The sequence below is a fragment of the Mycetocola sp. Y444 genome (assembly GCF_059445295.1).
Genome location: NZ_JCAIUB010000001.1, coordinates 830,212 through 845,998 on the forward strand (window position 1 = coordinate 830,212; position 15,787 = coordinate 845,998).

General features: G+C 65.2%; 15 protein-coding genes. 7 read left to right on the top strand and 8 right to left on the bottom strand.

What is annotated here, in order from left to right; all coding sequences use genetic code 11:
* Window positions 1-14: 14 nt before the first annotated feature.
* Window positions 15-1,052, bottom strand: a complete 1,038-nt coding sequence (locus AC1C2M_RS03980; RefSeq protein WP_495435342.1) for a LacI family DNA-binding transcriptional regulator — start codon at window positions 1,050-1,052, stop codon at window positions 15-17.
* Between the two features lie 211 nt (window positions 1,053-1,263).
* Between AC1C2M_RS03980 and AC1C2M_RS03985 the strand changes: the two genes are divergently transcribed.
* The 6 genes from AC1C2M_RS03985 (at window position 1,264) to AC1C2M_RS04010 (ending at window position 6,763) form a co-directional block, all read left to right on the top strand.
* Window positions 1,264-2,592 carry an extracellular solute-binding protein gene (locus AC1C2M_RS03985; RefSeq protein ID WP_495435343.1) on the top strand — a complete coding sequence of 443 codons (1,329 nt, stop codon included), beginning with the start codon at window positions 1,264-1,266 and terminating at the stop codon, window positions 2,590-2,592.
* Complete coding sequence (locus tag AC1C2M_RS03990; protein WP_495435344.1) at window positions 2,589-3,518, top strand: carbohydrate ABC transporter permease; 930 nt, start codon at window positions 2,589-2,591, stop codon at window positions 3,516-3,518. The genes AC1C2M_RS03985 and AC1C2M_RS03990 overlap by 4 nt, the downstream gene beginning before the upstream one ends.
* Window positions 3,519-3,522: 4 nt before the next feature.
* Window positions 3,523-4,410 (top strand): carbohydrate ABC transporter permease, encoded by an 888-nt coding sequence (locus AC1C2M_RS03995; RefSeq protein WP_495435345.1) that lies wholly within the window; start codon window positions 3,523-3,525, stop codon window positions 4,408-4,410.
* Window positions 4,411-4,432: 22 nt separating this feature from the next.
* Complete coding sequence (locus AC1C2M_RS04000) at window positions 4,433-5,131, top strand: ThuA domain-containing protein (RefSeq protein ID WP_483404261.1); 699 nt, start codon at window positions 4,433-4,435, stop codon at window positions 5,129-5,131.
* On the top strand, window positions 5,116-6,222 hold the full coding sequence (locus AC1C2M_RS04005) for a Gfo/Idh/MocA family protein (protein WP_495435346.1): 1,107 nt from the start codon (window positions 5,116-5,118) through the stop codon (window positions 6,220-6,222). Before AC1C2M_RS04000 ends, AC1C2M_RS04005 begins: the two co-directional genes overlap by 16 nt.
* Window positions 6,223-6,361: 139 nt before the next feature.
* Window positions 6,362-6,763, top strand: a complete 402-nt coding sequence (locus AC1C2M_RS04010; protein ID WP_483404259.1) for a four-helix bundle copper-binding protein — start codon at window positions 6,362-6,364, stop codon at window positions 6,761-6,763.
* Between the two features lie 46 nt (window positions 6,764-6,809).
* Here AC1C2M_RS04010 and AC1C2M_RS04015 read toward each other — a convergent pair whose 3' ends face one another.
* Window positions 6,810-9,350, bottom strand: coding sequence for an ATP-dependent DNA ligase (locus tag AC1C2M_RS04015; protein WP_495435347.1), 2,541 nt, complete (start codon window positions 9,348-9,350; stop codon window positions 6,810-6,812).
* A 25-nt stretch (window positions 9,351-9,375) separates the two neighbouring features.
* Window positions 9,376-9,957: a PadR family transcriptional regulator gene (locus AC1C2M_RS04020; RefSeq protein ID WP_483404257.1), complete on the bottom strand. Its 582-nt coding sequence runs from the start codon at window positions 9,955-9,957 to the stop codon at window positions 9,376-9,378.
* 224 nt (window positions 9,958-10,181) lie between these two features.
* On the opposite strand from AC1C2M_RS04020, the gene AC1C2M_RS04025 reads away from it, so the two are divergent.
* The gene (locus tag AC1C2M_RS04025; RefSeq protein ID WP_495434053.1) at window positions 10,182-10,685 is read left to right on the top strand and encodes a DUF3145 domain-containing protein; all 504 of its coding nucleotides are present in this window, start codon (window positions 10,182-10,184) and stop codon (window positions 10,683-10,685) included.
* A 156-nt stretch (window positions 10,686-10,841) separates the two neighbouring features.
* On the opposite strand, the gene AC1C2M_RS04030 is transcribed toward AC1C2M_RS04025, so the two are convergent.
* The 5 genes from AC1C2M_RS04030 to AC1C2M_RS04050 form a co-directional block, all read right to left on the bottom strand.
* Entirely contained in the window at window positions 10,842-12,077 is a 1,236-nt protein-coding gene (locus AC1C2M_RS04030) for a beta-ketoacyl-[acyl-carrier-protein] synthase family protein (protein WP_495434052.1), read from the bottom strand.
* A gap of 120 nt (window positions 12,078-12,197) precedes the next feature.
* The gene (locus tag AC1C2M_RS04035) at window positions 12,198-12,446 is read right to left on the bottom strand and encodes an acyl carrier protein (protein ID WP_108391126.1); all 249 of its coding nucleotides are present in this window, start codon (window positions 12,444-12,446) and stop codon (window positions 12,198-12,200) included.
* An 83-nt stretch (window positions 12,447-12,529) separates the two neighbouring features.
* The gene (locus AC1C2M_RS04040) at window positions 12,530-13,534 is read right to left on the bottom strand and encodes a beta-ketoacyl-ACP synthase III (protein WP_495435348.1); all 1,005 of its coding nucleotides are present in this window, start codon (window positions 13,532-13,534) and stop codon (window positions 12,530-12,532) included.
* Window positions 13,535-13,561: 27 nt separating this feature from the next.
* Window positions 13,562-14,476, bottom strand: coding sequence for an ACP S-malonyltransferase (locus tag AC1C2M_RS04045; protein WP_495435349.1), 915 nt, complete (start codon window positions 14,474-14,476; stop codon window positions 13,562-13,564).
* A gap of 100 nt (window positions 14,477-14,576) precedes the next feature.
* On the bottom strand, window positions 14,577-15,773 hold the full coding sequence (locus AC1C2M_RS04050) for a PucR family transcriptional regulator (RefSeq protein WP_483404252.1): 1,197 nt from the start codon (window positions 15,771-15,773) through the stop codon (window positions 14,577-14,579).
* Window positions 15,774-15,787 lie beyond the last annotated feature (14 nt).

The following is a 15,787-nucleotide window of genomic DNA, read 5'->3' on the forward strand; positions in this document are numbered from 1 at the left end:
TCACGTAAGCCGACCTACGGCGTACTCACCAGGCGGGCCGTCGAATCCCGAACGACGAGCTCGGTGGCCAGTTCCATGTGCTCTGAGTCAAGTCGCTCGCCGCGCGCCAGCCGCAGAACACCGCGAAGCGCGGCACGACCCATTTCCTGCAGCGGCTGGGCCACCGACGTCAGCCGGGGGAGCGTTTGCTCCGCGAGCGGGGTGCTGTCGAAGCCGACGAGGCTGAGGTCCTCCGGTACCCGCACGCCCCGTTCCCGTGCCACCTCGAGCACGCCGAGGGCAATCGTGTCACTCGCGGCGAAGATCGCCGTTGGTGGCTCAGCGAGATCGAGGACAGCGCGGGTTGCCGCAACTCCCGTCTCCCGGTTGAACCCGCCGTCGAAGACGTAATCGGCGCGCGAGGCAATCCCGCGGCTCATCAGAGCAGCCAGATAACCGTGCAGCCGGGCGATGCTGCACTCGGCAGCCGCCGGCCCACCGAGGAACGCCACCCGTTCGTGGCCCAGTGAGAGCAAGTGCTCGGTCGCGGCTTTGCCCCCTGCCCAGTTCGTGGCGCCGACGCTCGCATACCCACCCGGCGGGGGAGGGTTGAGTGGATCGATGACCACAACGGCGATGCCCCGCTGGCTGAAGGCGTGGACCTGATCGCTGGACACCTGCGAGGTGACAAAGATGATGCCGGTGCGGCCCGACTCTTTCATCCGTTGCGCCCACTCCTCGTGGTCGACCCGCGACAGCTTGTTCGGGGTGTGGCTGCTCACGACGACGTCCACGTCGACAGTCACGGCGTAATCGAGGATGCCGCGAAGCACTTCCATGGAATAGGCGCCATCGTGCACACCGATCACCAGGTCGACCATTGCCGGTCCAGTCGAACGGATGCGACGCTGCGAGGGCGAGCGGTACCCGAGTTGGTCGAGAGCGGCCTGAACCCGCACCCGGGTTCCCTCGGCGACGTCGTCCCTGCCATTGATTACCTTGGAGACCGTCGGCGCCGATACTCCGGCGAGCTCTGCGACTGTCGCGAGAACCGGGGTGGATCGTGAAGTCATGTCTGTCACCTTGCGGTCAGGGCACCGAAATGTTTCGGTGCGTTTAGTCTGCACCACACCGCGCCTGCCGGGCAACAGAAGGCTCTGAATACTTGACATTATTTGTTGTGGCTAGCTACATTTGAGGCATCGCCACGAGATTTTTTCGAAACATATCGAAAGAACGTGGCATCGCCGACAGGTACTGCCCCATTTATCAATGGAGATAGAAATGGAAACCAAGGCCACACCGTCACGTCGCACCTTCATCTCGCTCGCGATCGCGGCCCCGCTGCTGACATGGGGTCTCACCTCGTGCGGTACCACCGGACCCGGCGGCGGCTCCGCGGGAGGTGCGTCGCTCTGGGCGCTCTCGGGCGATCCCAACGAAACGATCCGCAAGAACTCAGTGGACGCCTTCAACAAGGCGAATCCCAAAACGCCGCTCGGACTCACCTTCTTTCAGAACGACGCGTACAAAACCAAGATCAAAACGGCCATCGGCGCCGGGCAGGCGCCGACGATGATCTACGGCTGGGGTGGTGGAACGCTGAAGTCCTACGTTGACGGCGGCCAGGTGGACGACCTGACCAGCTGGTTCGAGGAGAACCCCGACGTCAAGGAGCGCCTGTTTGCCGGAGCGTTCGGCGCAGGCACGATCGACGGCAGAATTTACGCCATTCCCATCCAGACGGTCCAGCCCATCGTCTTCTTCTACAACAAGGACCTCTTCGAGCAGGCCGGAGCCGAACCTCCCCAGACCTGGTCGGATGTGATGAGCCTCGTCACCACGTTCAACGAGCGCGGCATCGCCCCATTCTCGCTCGGCGGCCAGTCTCGCTGGACGTCGATGATGTGGCTGCAGTACATGTTCGATCGGGTGGGCGGCCCCCAGGTCTTCACCGACATCTTCAATGGCAAAACGGATGCCTGGTCGCACCCGGCCGCCATCGAAGCGCTCACCAAAATCCAGGAGCTCGTGAAGGCCGATGGATTCATCAAGGGCTTCAACTCGATCACAGCAGACAGCAATGCTGACCAGGCGCTCCTGTACACCGGCAAGGCGGCCATGATGCTGCACGGTTCGTGGACGTACGGCGGGATGAAGAACGACGGCGGCAGCTTCGTCCAGGACGGCAAGCTCGGCTGGGTGCCCTTCCCGACCGTTGATGGCGGACTCGGTGACCCGAAGAACGCCGTCGGGAACCCCTGCAACTTCCTCTCCATCTCGTCGAAAGCATCCGATGAGGAGAAGGAGACGGCGAAGAAATATTTTGCCGAATCACTCTCCAACGACGACGAAGTTGCCGCCTTCATCGAGACCGGTGCGGTTCCCGTGGTGAACGGCATCCAGGACAAGATCAAGGAGACCGAAGAGAGCGACTTCCTGAGCCACGTCTACGAACTCGGCGCAAACGCTCCCGCGTTCCAGCAGTCATGGGACCAGGCGCTGAGCCCGACCGCCGCTGAAGCATTGCTCAACAACATCGACCAGCTGTTCGTGCTCTCGATCACCCCGGAGCAGTTCGCAACGAACATGAACGAGACTCTCGGGAAATGACCGCAACGATCACCCCGCGACGGGCGCAACGCCAGCGCGCGGCGCCCGTCGCCGGGGGCAGTACCGGCAGGATCGCCTGGCTCGCGCTCCCCGCTCTCGTCTTCTTCGTCGCCTTTGCCGTCGTTCCGCTTGTCGGCGTGCTGATCCTCAGCTTCACGAACTGGGACGGTATCGGCGCCATCACGCCGGCCGGCTTCGCGAACTGGGCGTCGGTGCTCGTCGATCCGGACATGCTGCACTCGCTCGGGCTCACCCTGCTGGTCATGGTGCTCTCGTGGCTCGTGCAGACACCCATGAGCCTGTTGCTCGGTGTCTTCACCGCCGGAACCCAGAAGTACCGCACGGTTCTCGCCGTGCTGTACTTCCTGCCGCTCCTCTTGTCGTCAGCGGCCATCGCTGTCGCCTACAAAGCACTGCTCGATCCGAACTTCGGGCTCGGCGCCGGGCTCGGACTGCCGTTCCTCTCCCAGGACTGGCTCGGCAACCCACAACTCGCCTTCGGTGTCGTCATCTTCGTCATCGCCTGGCAGTTCATCCCGTTTCACACCCTGATCTACCAGGGCGGCGTTCGACAGATTCCGCGGTCAATCTACGAGGCCGCGGAGATCGACGGAGCGGGGCGCGTCAAGCAGTTCTTCCTGATCACCATTCCCCAGTTGAAGTACACGATCATCACGTCGTCGACCCTGATGACTGTCGGGGCGCTGACGTATTTCGACCTGATCTTCGTGCTCACCGGCGGCGGCCCGGCAAATGCGACCCGGATCCTGCCGCTCGACATGTACCTGCTCGGGTTCCGGGCCAACCTCATGGGGCCGGCGAGTGTGATCGCGGTCATCCTCGTTGTCCTGGGCCTGGCACTCGCCCTGTTCCTTCAAAGGCTCGGTGGCAAGGACAACTCGGCGTCACAGCTCGAAGGGATGTGATGAAATGACCAGCACCGTGGACGCAGAATCTTCCGTCATCACGCAACCGCAGGCATCCGCTCGCTCAAGACGCCGGTTCCGCCAACTGAATATCCCCGGCGGACTCGCCGGCTGGATCTGGCTCGCGATCATCATCATCCCGATCTACTACGTGGTGATCACGAGCCTCAAGACCCAGGCAGGGTACTTCGGTCAGAACCCACTGCTGCCGCCACTGTCGCCGACCCTCGAGAACTACGTCATGGTGCTCGAAGCGGACTTCGCCCGCTACTTCCTGAACAGCGCCATCATCACCATCGGAGCTGTCGTTCCGACACTCGCCGTGTCGTTCATGGCGGCATTTGCGATAGTGCGGGGTAACGGGAAGTTCCTCAAGGGCGTCAACGGGCTGTTCCTGATGGGGCTCGCCATCCCGCTGCAGGCCACGATCATCCCGGTCTACCTCATTATCATCCGGCTCAGCCTCTATGACAGCCTGCTCGCCATCATCCTGCCGTCGATCGCGTTTGCCATCCCGCTCAGCGTGCTGATCCTGTCGAACTTCATCCGCGATGTCCCGAAAGAGCTCTTCGAATCGATGAGGCTCGACGGCTGCAGCGAGTGGCAGACCCTGTGGCGACTGGCGCTCCCACTCACCAAGCCGGCCATCGTCACCGTCGCCATCTACAACGGCCTCGGTGTGTGGAACGGCTTCCTGCTGCCGCTGGTTCTCACGCAGAGCCCGGACCTGCGGGTCCTGCCGCTCGCGCTCTGGAACTTCCAGGGCGAATTCAGCGTGAACATTCCTGCGGTGCTCGCCTGCGTTGTGCTGACGACGCTCCCTATTCTTGTCCTGTATATCATCGGCCGTCGCCAGCTCCTCGCCGGGCTGACCGCCGGCTTCAGCAAGTAACAACCAAGTAAGGAAGTAACACATGACGAATGCCCGCACCGCTCTCGTAGTCCGTGGAGGTTGGGACGGTCATCAGCCCGTCGAGGCGACCAACCTCTTCATCCCTCACCTCGAAGCCAACGGTTTCACCGTGAGGGTCGACGAGAGCCCGGCGGTCTACGCCGATGCCGACTACATGGCAACGGTCGACCTGATTGTTCAGTGCAACACGATGAACACCATCGAAAAAGAGGAATTCGCCGGCCTGAGGGCCGCGATCGAGTCCGGCACAGGAATGGCAGGCTGGCACGGCGGAATCGCTGACTCGTACCGCAACAACTCCGACTACCTGCACCTTATCGGCGGCCAGTTCGCGTGCCACCCCGGCAAGCACCCCGACGAGCGCATCGGCGACGCATCGGACAACTTCATTGATTACCGGATCGAAATGACGGATGCCGCTGCCACGCACCCGATCACCGAGGGCATTTCGGACTTCGACCTGACCACAGAGCAGTACTGGGTGCTCAACGACGACTACATCGATGTTCTCGCCACGACGACCCTCGCCGCGCGCGAGTGGGACGCGTGGAACCGCCCGGTCACCTCGCCCGCGGTCTGGACCAGGCAGTGGGGTGCAGGCAGGATCTTCGTCGCGACGCCGGGCCACTCGGTTGACGTCCTCCAGAACGATAACGTCAGGACAATCATTGAAAGGGGCATGCTGTGGGCAAGCCGCTAGAACCACTCAAGGTCGGTATCGTCGGCGCGGGAAACATCATCGCCGCGTACCTCGAGACGTTCCCCAAGCTCGATGCGGTTCGACTCGTCGCCGTGGCCGATCTCGACCGCTCCCGTGCGGACGCCATCGCCGACGCTCACCCCGGCGTTCGGTCGCTCAGCGTCGACGAGTTGATGGCCGACGATGAGGTCGAGCTGGTGCTCAACCTGACAATCCCCGCTGCTCACGCGCAGGTCGCGCTTCAGGCAATCGCCGCTGGCAAGCAGGTGTACGGGGAGAAGCCGCTGGCAGCCAACACCGAGCAGGCATCCGCCGTCCTCGAGGCAGCGAAGGAGGCAGGCGTGACGGTCGCGTGCGCCCCGGACACCGTGCTCGGTACCGGAACGCAGACCGCTCGCCGCGCCATCGACGATGGAGTCATCGGCACACCGGTCTCCGCGACTGCGACGATGATGACACCCGGCCACGAGCGGTGGCACCCCAACCCCGACTTCTACTACCTGCCGGGCGGCGGTCCACTGCTCGACATGGGTCCGTACTACATCTCCGCGCTCATCACCCTTCTCGGCCCGGTCGCGTCGGTGATCGGCGCGGCAAGCCACACTCGTGCGTCGCGCACGATCGGTTCGGGAGCGCGGGAGGGAGAGTCGATTCCCGTCTCAACCGACACCCATGTCACCGGCGTTCTCGTCCACGAATCGGGTGCCCTGTCAACGCTCGTCATGAGCTTCGACGCGGTCGCAACGCAAGCGGCCAACATCGAGATCCACGGCGAGACAGGTTCACTCATCGTCCCCGACCCGAACCGGTTCGATGGCGACGTGAAACTGCGCACCCTGGGGTCCACGGAGTGGGAGACGCTGCCGGTGTCGGCCGGTTATGTCGAGGCGAGCCGGGGGATCGGCCTCCAGGACCTGGCCATGTCAGGTACGGATGCCGCGCCGCGGGCGAGCGCGACCCTCGCCTTCCACGCCCTCGAGGTGATGGAGTCGGTGCTCAGCTCTGCGCACACGGGGCAGGCGGTGACGGTCGAGAGCACGTGCGAGCGTCCGCGAGCGGTACCCCTGACCGAACTGACGGTTCAGGTCTGACATCCTGGGGTACTTCGTGCCTCAAGAGACTGGCGCACACGGCATCCTGAACCTACTCTTGTGGTCACGGGGCCACGTGCGACACCCCTGATGTCCGGCGAATTCGGCCCGTCGCACCGCGAGCTAAGGGGTAGGCGACATGAGTTTTGCAGAGTCAATGCTTCTCGCCTACCCCCGGCCGCTGCCGCACGTCGACAGGATCGCGCTTACGGAGTGCATCGAGGCGTGTATGGAGTCAGCCCAGATCGCGACCGCGTGCGCTGAAGCTTGCCTGTCCGAGCCGGATCTACCGGATCTCGCCGGGTGCATCAGGGCATCACTCGACTGCTCCGATGTCGCCGGCACCACGGCGAAAGTACTGGCCAGGCATCCGGGGTACGACGCCAACCTCCGTCGTGCGCTCCTCGCGGCCTGTCGTGCCGCCAGTGCTTTGTGCGCCGAACAATGTGAGCGGTTCGCCGAGGCGCACAGGCACTGCAGGGTGTGCGCTGAGGCGTGTCGACGCACCGAGGCGGCTTGCGAGCGCTTGCTCGACGTCTAGCGCTCGGCGTGGAGCGCGCGACTCTGCAACGCGCAGCGTGCGGGTCTTATTCGATGACGACGTCCTCCGGCGATTTGTCTGGCCGCCAGCCACGCCACGACGAATGCCGCAGCGCACCCGTCGATGTCCACTGGAGGAACGTGACCTCGCCGACGAGATCGGGTCGGATCCACTTCGCATGCCTCAGTTCGTCGTTCGGCGCGTCATGCACCGGTGGAGAGTCGACGCCCATCGATGCGAACGTCTTCAGGAAGGATCGCCGGTCCTTATCGGTGAATCCTGTGCCGACCCTGCCGGCATAGCGGATGCCGTCCTCATCGGGGATCCCGAGCACGAGCGAACCGACGGCGTTTGCCGCGTTTCCCGCGCCGGGCCGCCAGCCGACGACGACCACTTCCTGCGTCTTCGCGTGCTTGACCTTGATCCACGACCTGGACCTCTTGCCGGGGAGGTACTGGCTGTCGCGTTCCTTCGCGACGATGCCCTCAAGCCCGAGTTCGAGGCTCGAGGAGATCGCAGCCTCGAAATCGCCGTCGAACTCGGGCGGAACCCGGACCGGCCCGGTCGGGGTCACCGTCCTGTCGAGGGCCGCGCGTCGCACGTCATACTCTTCGCCGGTGATGTCGTGGCCCTCGAGTTCGAGCAGGTCGAAGAGCATGAGCTCGATGCTCGCGGATCGAGCAGCGGCCTCGTCGTCGCTCAGCCCGGCGCGCGACTGCAGGAGGTGGAAGTTCGGCTTGCCCATCTTGTCCATCGCGACGACCTCACCGTCAAGCACAGCAGACGTCGCTCCCAGTGACTCGCGGAGCGGGGCGGCCAGTTCGGGGAACGTGTCGGTGAGGTCGTTGCCGTTGCGGCTCAGGAGGCGAACGGCGCCGTCGTCGATGTACACGACGGCTCGATAACCGTCCCACTTCATCTCGAATGCCCACTCGTGCTCATCGTCGATGTCTGTCGCGTTCCCGTTGGCCGCGAGCATCGGCCGGATGACCTCGCGTCCCAGCGGCGTCGCTGGTGCGGTGATGGACGAGCGACGCTCCGCCGCGGGCGGCGGTGCCGACGGTGCTTCCGTTTCGCCCTGCGGATGGGGCGCAGCGTCGTGCGCTGGTTCGCGCGTCGGCGAATGCCTGCTGCCGGTCTTCTTTGCCGCGGGGTCCATGAGGTGGATGAGCCAGTTGTTCTCGGCACCCGGGCGTTTGGTGTGAATCAGCGCGTACTTGCGGGGGACCCCGCCGAGCCCACCGTCGTCCTGGCCGGAGAGCGTCACGATGACTTCCTTGTCTTCGCGCCACTTCTCCAGCTCGAATGTGCCCGAGTCCCAGATGGTCACCTCTCCAGCACCGTATTCGCCCTTGGGGATGCGCCCCTCGAACGTTCCGTACTCGAGCGGGTGGTCTTCGGTCTGCACCGCGAGGTGGTTCTCGTCGCTCGTGAGTGGCGGGCCCTTGGGCACCGCCCATGACACGAGGACCCCGTCGTGCTCGAGGCGGAAGTCGTAGTGCAGGCGGCGGGCGTGGTGCTCCTGGATGACGAACGAATTGCCCGAGGTCAGAGCAGCGACCGCTTCGGGTACCGGTTCAGGGGTCTTCGTACCGTCGCGCATGCTGCGGTACTTGGCAAGCCGGTCCGTACTCTCCGCCGTGCTCTCGAACCGCGCCATGTGATCCGGTGTCGGCTCAAGTCCAGCGGTACGCGCGGATGCCAGCGGCGCGAGGAGGTCGCCGTCGCGAGCGACGCGCTCGAGAACCTCCTCAAAATCGAGCTGGGCGAGGGTCGGCGATTCCAGCTCCTCCCACGAACGCGGTGCCGCCACCGTCGGAGTGAAGCGCCCCCTGAGCGAATAGGGCGCGATCGTCGTCTTGGCGCTGTTGTTCTGGCTCCAGTCGATGAGAACTTTCCCGACGCGAAGCGACTTCTTCATGTCACTCACTATGAGATCCGGATGATCCGCTTCGAGCGCCCGCGCCAGTTCATGCGCGACACTCGACACCGTGTCGCTTGGCAGTGAGCCGTCGAGCGCCGCGTACAGGTGGATTCCCTTGCTCCCGCTGGTCACCGGCAGCGGATTCAGGCCCATATCGGAGAGGATGTCCCGCGCGAGGAACGCGACAGCGGCACAGTCCGCCAGCGTGAGTCCCTCGCCCGGGTCGAGATCGAGCACCAGGCGGTCGGGGTTACGTGCGCCACCGGTGCGCTCGAACTGCCACTGCGGTACGTGGATCTCGAGGGCGGCGATTTGCGCGAGCCAGGCCAGCGTCGCCCTGTCGTTGACGAGCGGGTAGTCATTATTCCTGCTGCTGTGCTCGATCGAGCGGCGGGCAACCCACTCCGGCGTCGAGTCGTCGAGGTTCTTCTGGTAGAACACCTCGCCCGGTTTGTCCGGTGTGCCGACGCCGTGGACCCAGCGTTTGCGCGTCGCGGGTCGGCCCGCCGTGTATGGCACCATGACGTTGGCGATCTCGGCGTAGTAGCGCAGGACGTCGGCCTTGGTCGTTCCGGTTTCCGGGTAGAGCACCTTGTCCAGGTTGGTGAGTGTGATCCGCCGGCCGTCGACGTCGACGGTCTGGCGGGAGCCTGACTTCGCCATTACCCGGTCCTTCCCTCCGGCACCCTCAGGCCCGATCGTGCAGCATCGGTCCCGGCCTGCGACCGCGAAGTGGGCGGATGCTGCGGAGCGGGATGCTCGGATCGCCAACCGCGCTGAGGCGGGCCTCGACATCGCCGAGCCAGTCGATGGCGGCGCGAGCGACGCGCTGCTCGGCCGAGCGGGCAAGCTCGACCCGCAGAGAAGGCGGACCGCTGTCGTCGCCAGCCGGCACGGCATCCGCTGCCGTCCACGAAGCGAGCTGCCTGGCGATGACCTTCCGCCATCCGGAACCGGGCAGGCTCGACGCCACGAGAACCTGGTCGGCCATGTCGGCCCAGTTGCGGACGTCGGGTGCTGTCGGTGCGCCGAGCCAGTCGATTGCGGCCGCGTGGCCTGTCGGCGTGAGCGTGTAGAGCGGCAGGTTGTCGTCGGTCGCGGTGTCTGACCTGATCAGGCCGTCGCGAACGAGCCGGTCGAGCGTGGAGTAGACCTGGCCGACGTTCACCCCCGCACGGTGAGGGGCGCGGGCGGCGAGCTCGTCGCGGAGCTGGAGGCCGTAAGCGGAACCGAGAGTGAGGATCGCGAGGATCGCATCCTTCACCGCCATGGGGTTCCTTCCGGTAACGACGATCCGGCGTTTGCGAATCTCTACCCAGTATAGAGATTCGGCGACACGCCGGGTCAGCATAATCACATCGTTGTGATTCCTGTGCTATTTGGGGCATAATGACGAGGACGGCGGTCTGCCGGACAACTGAATACCGGATGCTGCATCTCACTTTTTTCACGGGTCGTTGGGGAAGACGTACCACGGTGAACAAGGAGGAGAAAATGGTGGCATCTGTCGCACGCGGAGTGATTTTGGTTCACTCCTCACCGCGCGCTCTGTGCCCGCATGTCGAGTGGGCTGCAGGTCGCGCTCTTGGTCGTGCTGTGAACTTCGCCTGGGTAGAGCAGCCGGTGCTGAAGGGCGCCCAGCGCGCTGAGTACTACTGGGAAGGTCACCAGGGCATGGGGGCGGCCATCGCTTCCTCGCTTCGCGGCTGGGAGCACCTCCGTTTCGAGGTGACCGAAGACGCGTCGCCCGGCGCGGATGGCGGACGCTGGCTGCATACCCCCGACCTCGGTATTTTCTACGCACAGACCGACTCCGCGGGCAATGTCGTGGTGCCGGAGGATCGCATCCGCTACGCCATGGATACCGCGGGCGCGAACCCGGCCGAACTGCAGCGCGAACTCCGGATCGCCCTCGGCCAGGCCTGGGATGACGAGCTCGAGCCGTTCCGCTACGCGTCAGATGACTCGAGCGTGATCTGGCTGCACAAGGTCGGCTAGGCGCTTGCCTGTGTGATCCCAGGGCCATCCCGGTGGCATGCTGCGCAGGTCGGTGACTCCTCCCGGCTGGCGCGGACCGTGAAACCGACAGGCCCTGCTACGAAGAAAACCCCGCACACCTTTCGGCGTGCGGGGTTTTCGAGTGTTGCGGCGAACTCAGAAGCTCCGGAACGCAGCGACGGCGTTGTGGCCGCCGAACCCGAAGGAGTTGCTGATCGCGAGCAGGTCACCGGTTCCGAGGTCGCGGGGCGTCGTCACGACGTCGAGCGGGATCGCCGGGTCCTGGTTCTCGAGGTTGATCGTCGGGGGAGCGACGCGCTCGTGCAGGGCCTTGACCGTGAACAGCGCCTCGATCGCACCTGCACCGCCGAGCAGATGACCGGTGGACGCCTTTGTCGCGCTGACGGCAATCGACTCGAGGTGGTCGCCGAAGACGCGCCTGAGCGCGTAGTACTCGGCGATGTCACCGACCGGAGTGCTCGTCGCGTGAGCGTTCACGTGCACAACATCGGTGAGTGCCAGGCCGGCGTTCTCGACGGCGGCGATCATCGCACGGGCCGCTGCCGATCCTTCCGGGTCCGGAGCGGTGATGTGGTACGCGTCGCTGGTCACGGCGCCGCCCAGAACCTCGGCGTAGATCCGGGCGCCACGGGCCTCGGCGTGCTCGAGCGTTTCCAGGACCAGTGCGGCGGCTCCCTCACCGAGGACGAATCCATCGCGGCTGACATCGTAGGGGCGTGACGCGGTCGCCGGGTTGTCGCTGCGCTTTGAGAGTGCCTGCATCGCTGCGAACGATGCGATGGGCAGTGGGTGAATTGCCGCCTCGGAGCCGCCGGCGATGATGACATCCGCCAGGCCCGCCTGCAGGTGCGCAAACGCGTTCGCAATTGATTCGGTGCTCGATGCGCAGGCCGACACAACGGTGCGTTCCCCGGCGCGCGCGCCGAGGTCCATGCCGATGGCCGCGGCAGGACCGTTGGGCATCAGCATCGGCACGGTCATGGGCAGTACCCGGCGTGGACCGCGCTCGCGCAGGGTGTCCCATGCGTCGAGCAACGTCCAGACTCCGCCGATTCCGGTCGCCCAGTCGACACCGAGTCGCTCGGGATCGACGCCGGGCGTTCCGGCATCCGCCCACGCCTCGCGTGCAGCGATGAGCGCGAACTGGCTGGACGGGTCGAGACGCTTGGTCTCCATGCGGGGGAGCACGTCGGTGGCAGGCACGGCAGCCTGGCCGGCGATGGTGATGGGGAGCTCGTACTTGGCTACCCAGTCCTGCTCGAGAGTGCGAACGCCCGATGCGCCCGCGAGGAGGTTATCCCAGGATTCCTGGGCTGTGCCACCGATCGGTGACGTTGCACCAATCCCTGTAACGACAATTCTTTTGGTCATTCGATGAAACTCTCTTGGTGCTGGTCACGATTTGAAGCGATCTCAGGGATGGCTCGTGAGGCGTGATGAGGGACCGGGTGTGGGTTTGGGCCGCGACCCGGTCCTCATCGACGCAGGGTGTTAGCCCTGTGCTTTGACGATGAAGTCGACGGCGTCGCCGACTGTCTTGAGGTTCTTGACTTCCTCGTCCGGGATCTTGACGTCGAACTTCTCTTCTGCGTTGACAACGATGGTCATCATCGAGATCGAGTCGATGTCGAGGTCGTCGGTGAAAGACTTGTCGAGCTCGACGGTGTCTGCAGCGATTCCGGTCTCGTCGTTGACGAGCTCGGCCAGGCCGGCGAGGACTTCTTCAGTGGACAGTGCCATGGTGTTATCTCCTTGAGTATCGATTGACCGTGAAACAGTCTATGGGGGTGGTTGCGCCCGGTACTGGCACGCGAGGGGTGTGGCTAGGGAAGTACGACGACCTGGGCGGCAAACACGAGGCCGGCCCCGAAGCCGATCTGCAGTGCGAGCCCGCCGGACACCTCGGGGTGCTCCTGCAGCAGCCGGTGCGTCGCAAGAGGGATCGAAGCGGCACTGGTGTTGCCGGTGGTGGCGATGTCACGGGCGATGACGACGCTCTCGGGGAGCCGCAACTGCTTGGCGAACTCGTCGATGATGCGCATGTTGGCCTGGTGCGGGATGAACGCCGACAGCTGGTCGGCGGTGATGCCTGCCTTTTCCAGCGCTTCCTTGGCCACCTTGGCCATGTCCCACACGGCCCAGCGGAAGACGGTCTGCCCTTCCTGACGGAGGGTGGGCCACGGCGCTTCGCCCCTGCGGTACTCCTGGAGCGTCGCGTTCATGCCAACTGCACCAGCCTTGGAACCGTCGGAGCCCCACACGGTGGGGGAGATGCCGGGGAAGTCGCTCGGCCCGATGAGGGCGGCGCCCGCACCGTCACCGAGCAGGAAGGAGATCGACCTGTCCTCGGGATCGACGACATCCGACAGCTTCTCGGCGCCGATCACGAGCACGTACTTGGCGACACCGGTGCGGATGAGTGAGTCGGCCTGAGCGATGGCGTACGGGTACCCGGCGCACGCGGCGTTGACGTCGTAGGCTGCAGCGGGGTTCGCCCCGACACGGTCGGCCACGACCGCCGCCATGGACGGGGTCTGCTGGATGTTACTGATGGTCGCGATGATGACGGCGTCGACCTCGGCCGGGTCCACCCCCGACGCTTCGATCGCCTCTCGAGCGGCGTCCGTTGCGAGGTCGACGGCGAGCACATCCTGGCTCGCACGTTTGCGTTCGATGATGCCGGTGCGCTGGCGGATCCACTCGTCTGAGGAGTTGATCGGTCCGACGAGGTCATCGTTCGGCACTGACAGGTCGCCGCGAGCGGCACCCATGCCCAGGATGCGCGTGAACGCCGGCCCCTGGGATTGGTTGAGGGTAGGTCTGGTCATTCGTCTCTCTCGGGTAGCGGAGATTGTCTAAGCGTGAAGCAGTTCGAGCGCTGCAGGAATGTCGTCGGGAGTCTTGATCGCCACTGACGGCGTTCCCTTCAGCCCGCGTTTCGCGAGGCCCGTGAGGGCGCCCGCCGGGGCGACCTCGACGATGCCGGTGACCCCATCGGCCGCGAACGCGTCCATGCAGAGGTCCCAGCGTACCGGCGACGCCACCTGTCCGACGAGGAGTTCGACGAATCGCGAACCGGAGTCAACGACGCTGCCGTCGCGGTTCGTCCACAGGCGAAGTTCGGGGTCGGATGCCGTCAGGCCGGCGGCGACGGTCGCGAGCGCGTCGCGGGCTGGTGCCATGTACCTGGTGTGGAATGCGCCTGCGACCTGCAACGGGATCACGCGCGTGCCTGGGACCGGATCGGCCGCCAGCCGGGCGAGCGCGTCGAGAGCACCGGCAACCACGATCTGGCCGCCGCCGTTGAAGTTCGCTGGCTCAAGTCCGAGTTCGTTCAGCCGCGCGAGCAACGCATCGACGTCTCCACCGATCACGGCGCTCATTCCTGTTGGCGTCGCTCTGGCCGCAGCGGCCATCGCTGTCGCACGGGCGGCAACGAAGCGCATGGCGGCATCCTCGGTGAGCACGCCGGCGCCGACGGCCGCGGTGATCTCCCCAACGGAGTGACCGGCGATGCCGGGGACCGTGGCGGGGTGGCCGACGTCGGCGAGTGCGTGCAGGGTGAGCAGCCCGGCGGCAACGATCAGGGGCTGCGCCACGGCGGTGTCGCGGATCGTCTCCTGGTCGGATTCGGTACCGTGCTTCACCAGGTCGAGTCCTGCGGCTTCCGAGTACTGCTCGACCAGTCGCAGGTAGTCGCTGTTTTCAAGCCAGGGGGAGAGGAAGCCGGGGGTCTGGGAGCCCTGTCCGGGGCAAACGAGAACGATCACGGTCCTAGTCTGCCAACAGAGTGTGCGGCGGCTGTGTTGAACACGTCACAAGAATCCGCCAATCGCTTGTGTATGTTCCACATAGCCACGGAGGTTGTCTCTACCGTCGGCGTTTGAATCCGTCGGGTTCTGCGATCGAACCGAGGATCAGCGCGGCCTGGAGGATGAGCGCCTCCCGAGCGCCGGTCGCGTCCCACCCGATCACGTCGGACACCCGCTTGAGGCGGTACCGGACGGTATTGGGGTGCACGAAGAGCTCGCGTGCGGTGGCCTCGAGCGACCTGCCGTTGTCGAGATAGCACCACAGCGTCGTGACCAGCTCGGTCGAGTGCGCGTGAAGCGGCTTGTAGATGCGTTCAATGAGCGTGGTTCGAGCGAGCGAATCGCCGGCCAGCGCGCGTTCCGGCAGCAGATCGTCTGCCTGTACCGGCCTTGGGGCGTGGCGCCAGGCCCGCGCGACGGCGAATCCGGCGAGGGCCGCGCGTGCGCTCCTGGACGCTTCAACGAGGGTGGGCACCGCGTGACCGAGCACGAGATAGCCCGGGCCGAAACCCGGCTCGAGGTGCGTGGCGATCTCGACGAAACTCAGGGATGCGGCTGTGCCGATCTCTTCGTCGTCGACACCGTGGCTGGTCTCGGCGCGTCCGATGACGAGGACAAGCCGGCCGCCCTGCACGCCGATGAGCACATCCGCCGCCATGTGACGCGCCGTTCGTCGCAACTGATCGACGTCGAGCTGCGGGGGCGTTGTGCCGACGAGAACGGCTACTTCACCGTGTCCATGCCAGCCGAGGGCAGCAATCCGACTGGGCAGCTCGTCATCGGCCTCACCGGAGAGGATGGAGTCGACGACGAGCGCTTCGAGCCTGGCGTCCCAGAGCCCGCGTGCCTCCGCTGCCCTGGCGTAGACGTCGGCCGCGGCGAACGCGATCTCCCGCGAGTACAGCAGGATCGCTTCGCGAAGGTCCTCGCCGCCGTCCTTGATCCGTTCTTCAACGACTTCGACCGTGACGCGAATGAGCTGAAGCGTTTGCTGCAGGCTCACCGAACGCAGGAGTTCCCTCGGGGCAGCGCCGAAGACATCCGCCGCGATCCACGGAGTGGACTTCGGGTCGTCGAACCAGGCGATGAACGAGGTGATGCCCGCCTGGGCAACCAACCCGACCGCAGACCGCCGCCCTGGCGGCATTTCTGCATACCAGGGCAGCGTGTCTTCGAGCTGTTTCAGCGTTGTGGTGGCGAGCTCGCCCGACAGTCGTCGAAGCCAGGCGAGCGTTTCACCCTTCGAGCGCGGCACGGCCGGCGGTGTGA

Bases quoted from the DNA above. Each gene is read 5' to 3' on its own strand.
- AC1C2M_RS03980 (WP_495435342.1), bottom strand. From the start codon at position 1,052: ATGACTTCACGATCCACCCCGGTTCTCGCGACAGTCGCAGAGCTCGCC.
- AC1C2M_RS03985 (WP_495435343.1), top strand. From the start codon at position 1,264: ATGGAAACCAAGGCCACACCGTCACGTCGCACCTTCATCTCGCTCGCG.
- AC1C2M_RS03990 (WP_495435344.1), top strand. From the start codon at position 2,589: ATGACCGCAACGATCACCCCGCGACGGGCGCAACGCCAGCGCGCGGCG.
- AC1C2M_RS03995 (WP_495435345.1), top strand. From the start codon at position 3,523: ATGACCAGCACCGTGGACGCAGAATCTTCCGTCATCACGCAACCGCAG.
- AC1C2M_RS04000 (WP_483404261.1), top strand. From the start codon at position 4,433: ATGACGAATGCCCGCACCGCTCTCGTAGTCCGTGGAGGTTGGGACGGT.
- AC1C2M_RS04010 (WP_483404259.1), top strand. From the start codon at position 6,362: ATGAGTTTTGCAGAGTCAATGCTTCTCGCCTACCCCCGGCCGCTGCCG.
- AC1C2M_RS04015 (WP_495435347.1), bottom strand. From the start codon at position 9,350: ATGGCGAAGTCAGGCTCCCGCCAGACCGTCGACGTCGACGGCCGGCGG.
- AC1C2M_RS04020 (WP_483404257.1), bottom strand. From the start codon at position 9,957: ATGGCGGTGAAGGATGCGATCCTCGCGATCCTCACTCTCGGTTCCGCT.
- AC1C2M_RS04025 (WP_495434053.1), top strand. From the start codon at position 10,182: ATGGTGGCATCTGTCGCACGCGGAGTGATTTTGGTTCACTCCTCACCG.
- AC1C2M_RS04030 (WP_495434052.1), bottom strand. From the start codon at position 12,077: ATGACCAAAAGAATTGTCGTTACAGGGATTGGTGCAACGTCACCGATC.
- AC1C2M_RS04035 (WP_108391126.1), bottom strand. From the start codon at position 12,446: ATGGCACTGTCCACTGAAGAAGTCCTCGCCGGCCTGGCCGAGCTCGTC.
- AC1C2M_RS04040 (WP_495435348.1), bottom strand. From the start codon at position 13,534: ATGACCAGACCTACCCTCAACCAATCCCAGGGGCCGGCGTTCACGCGC.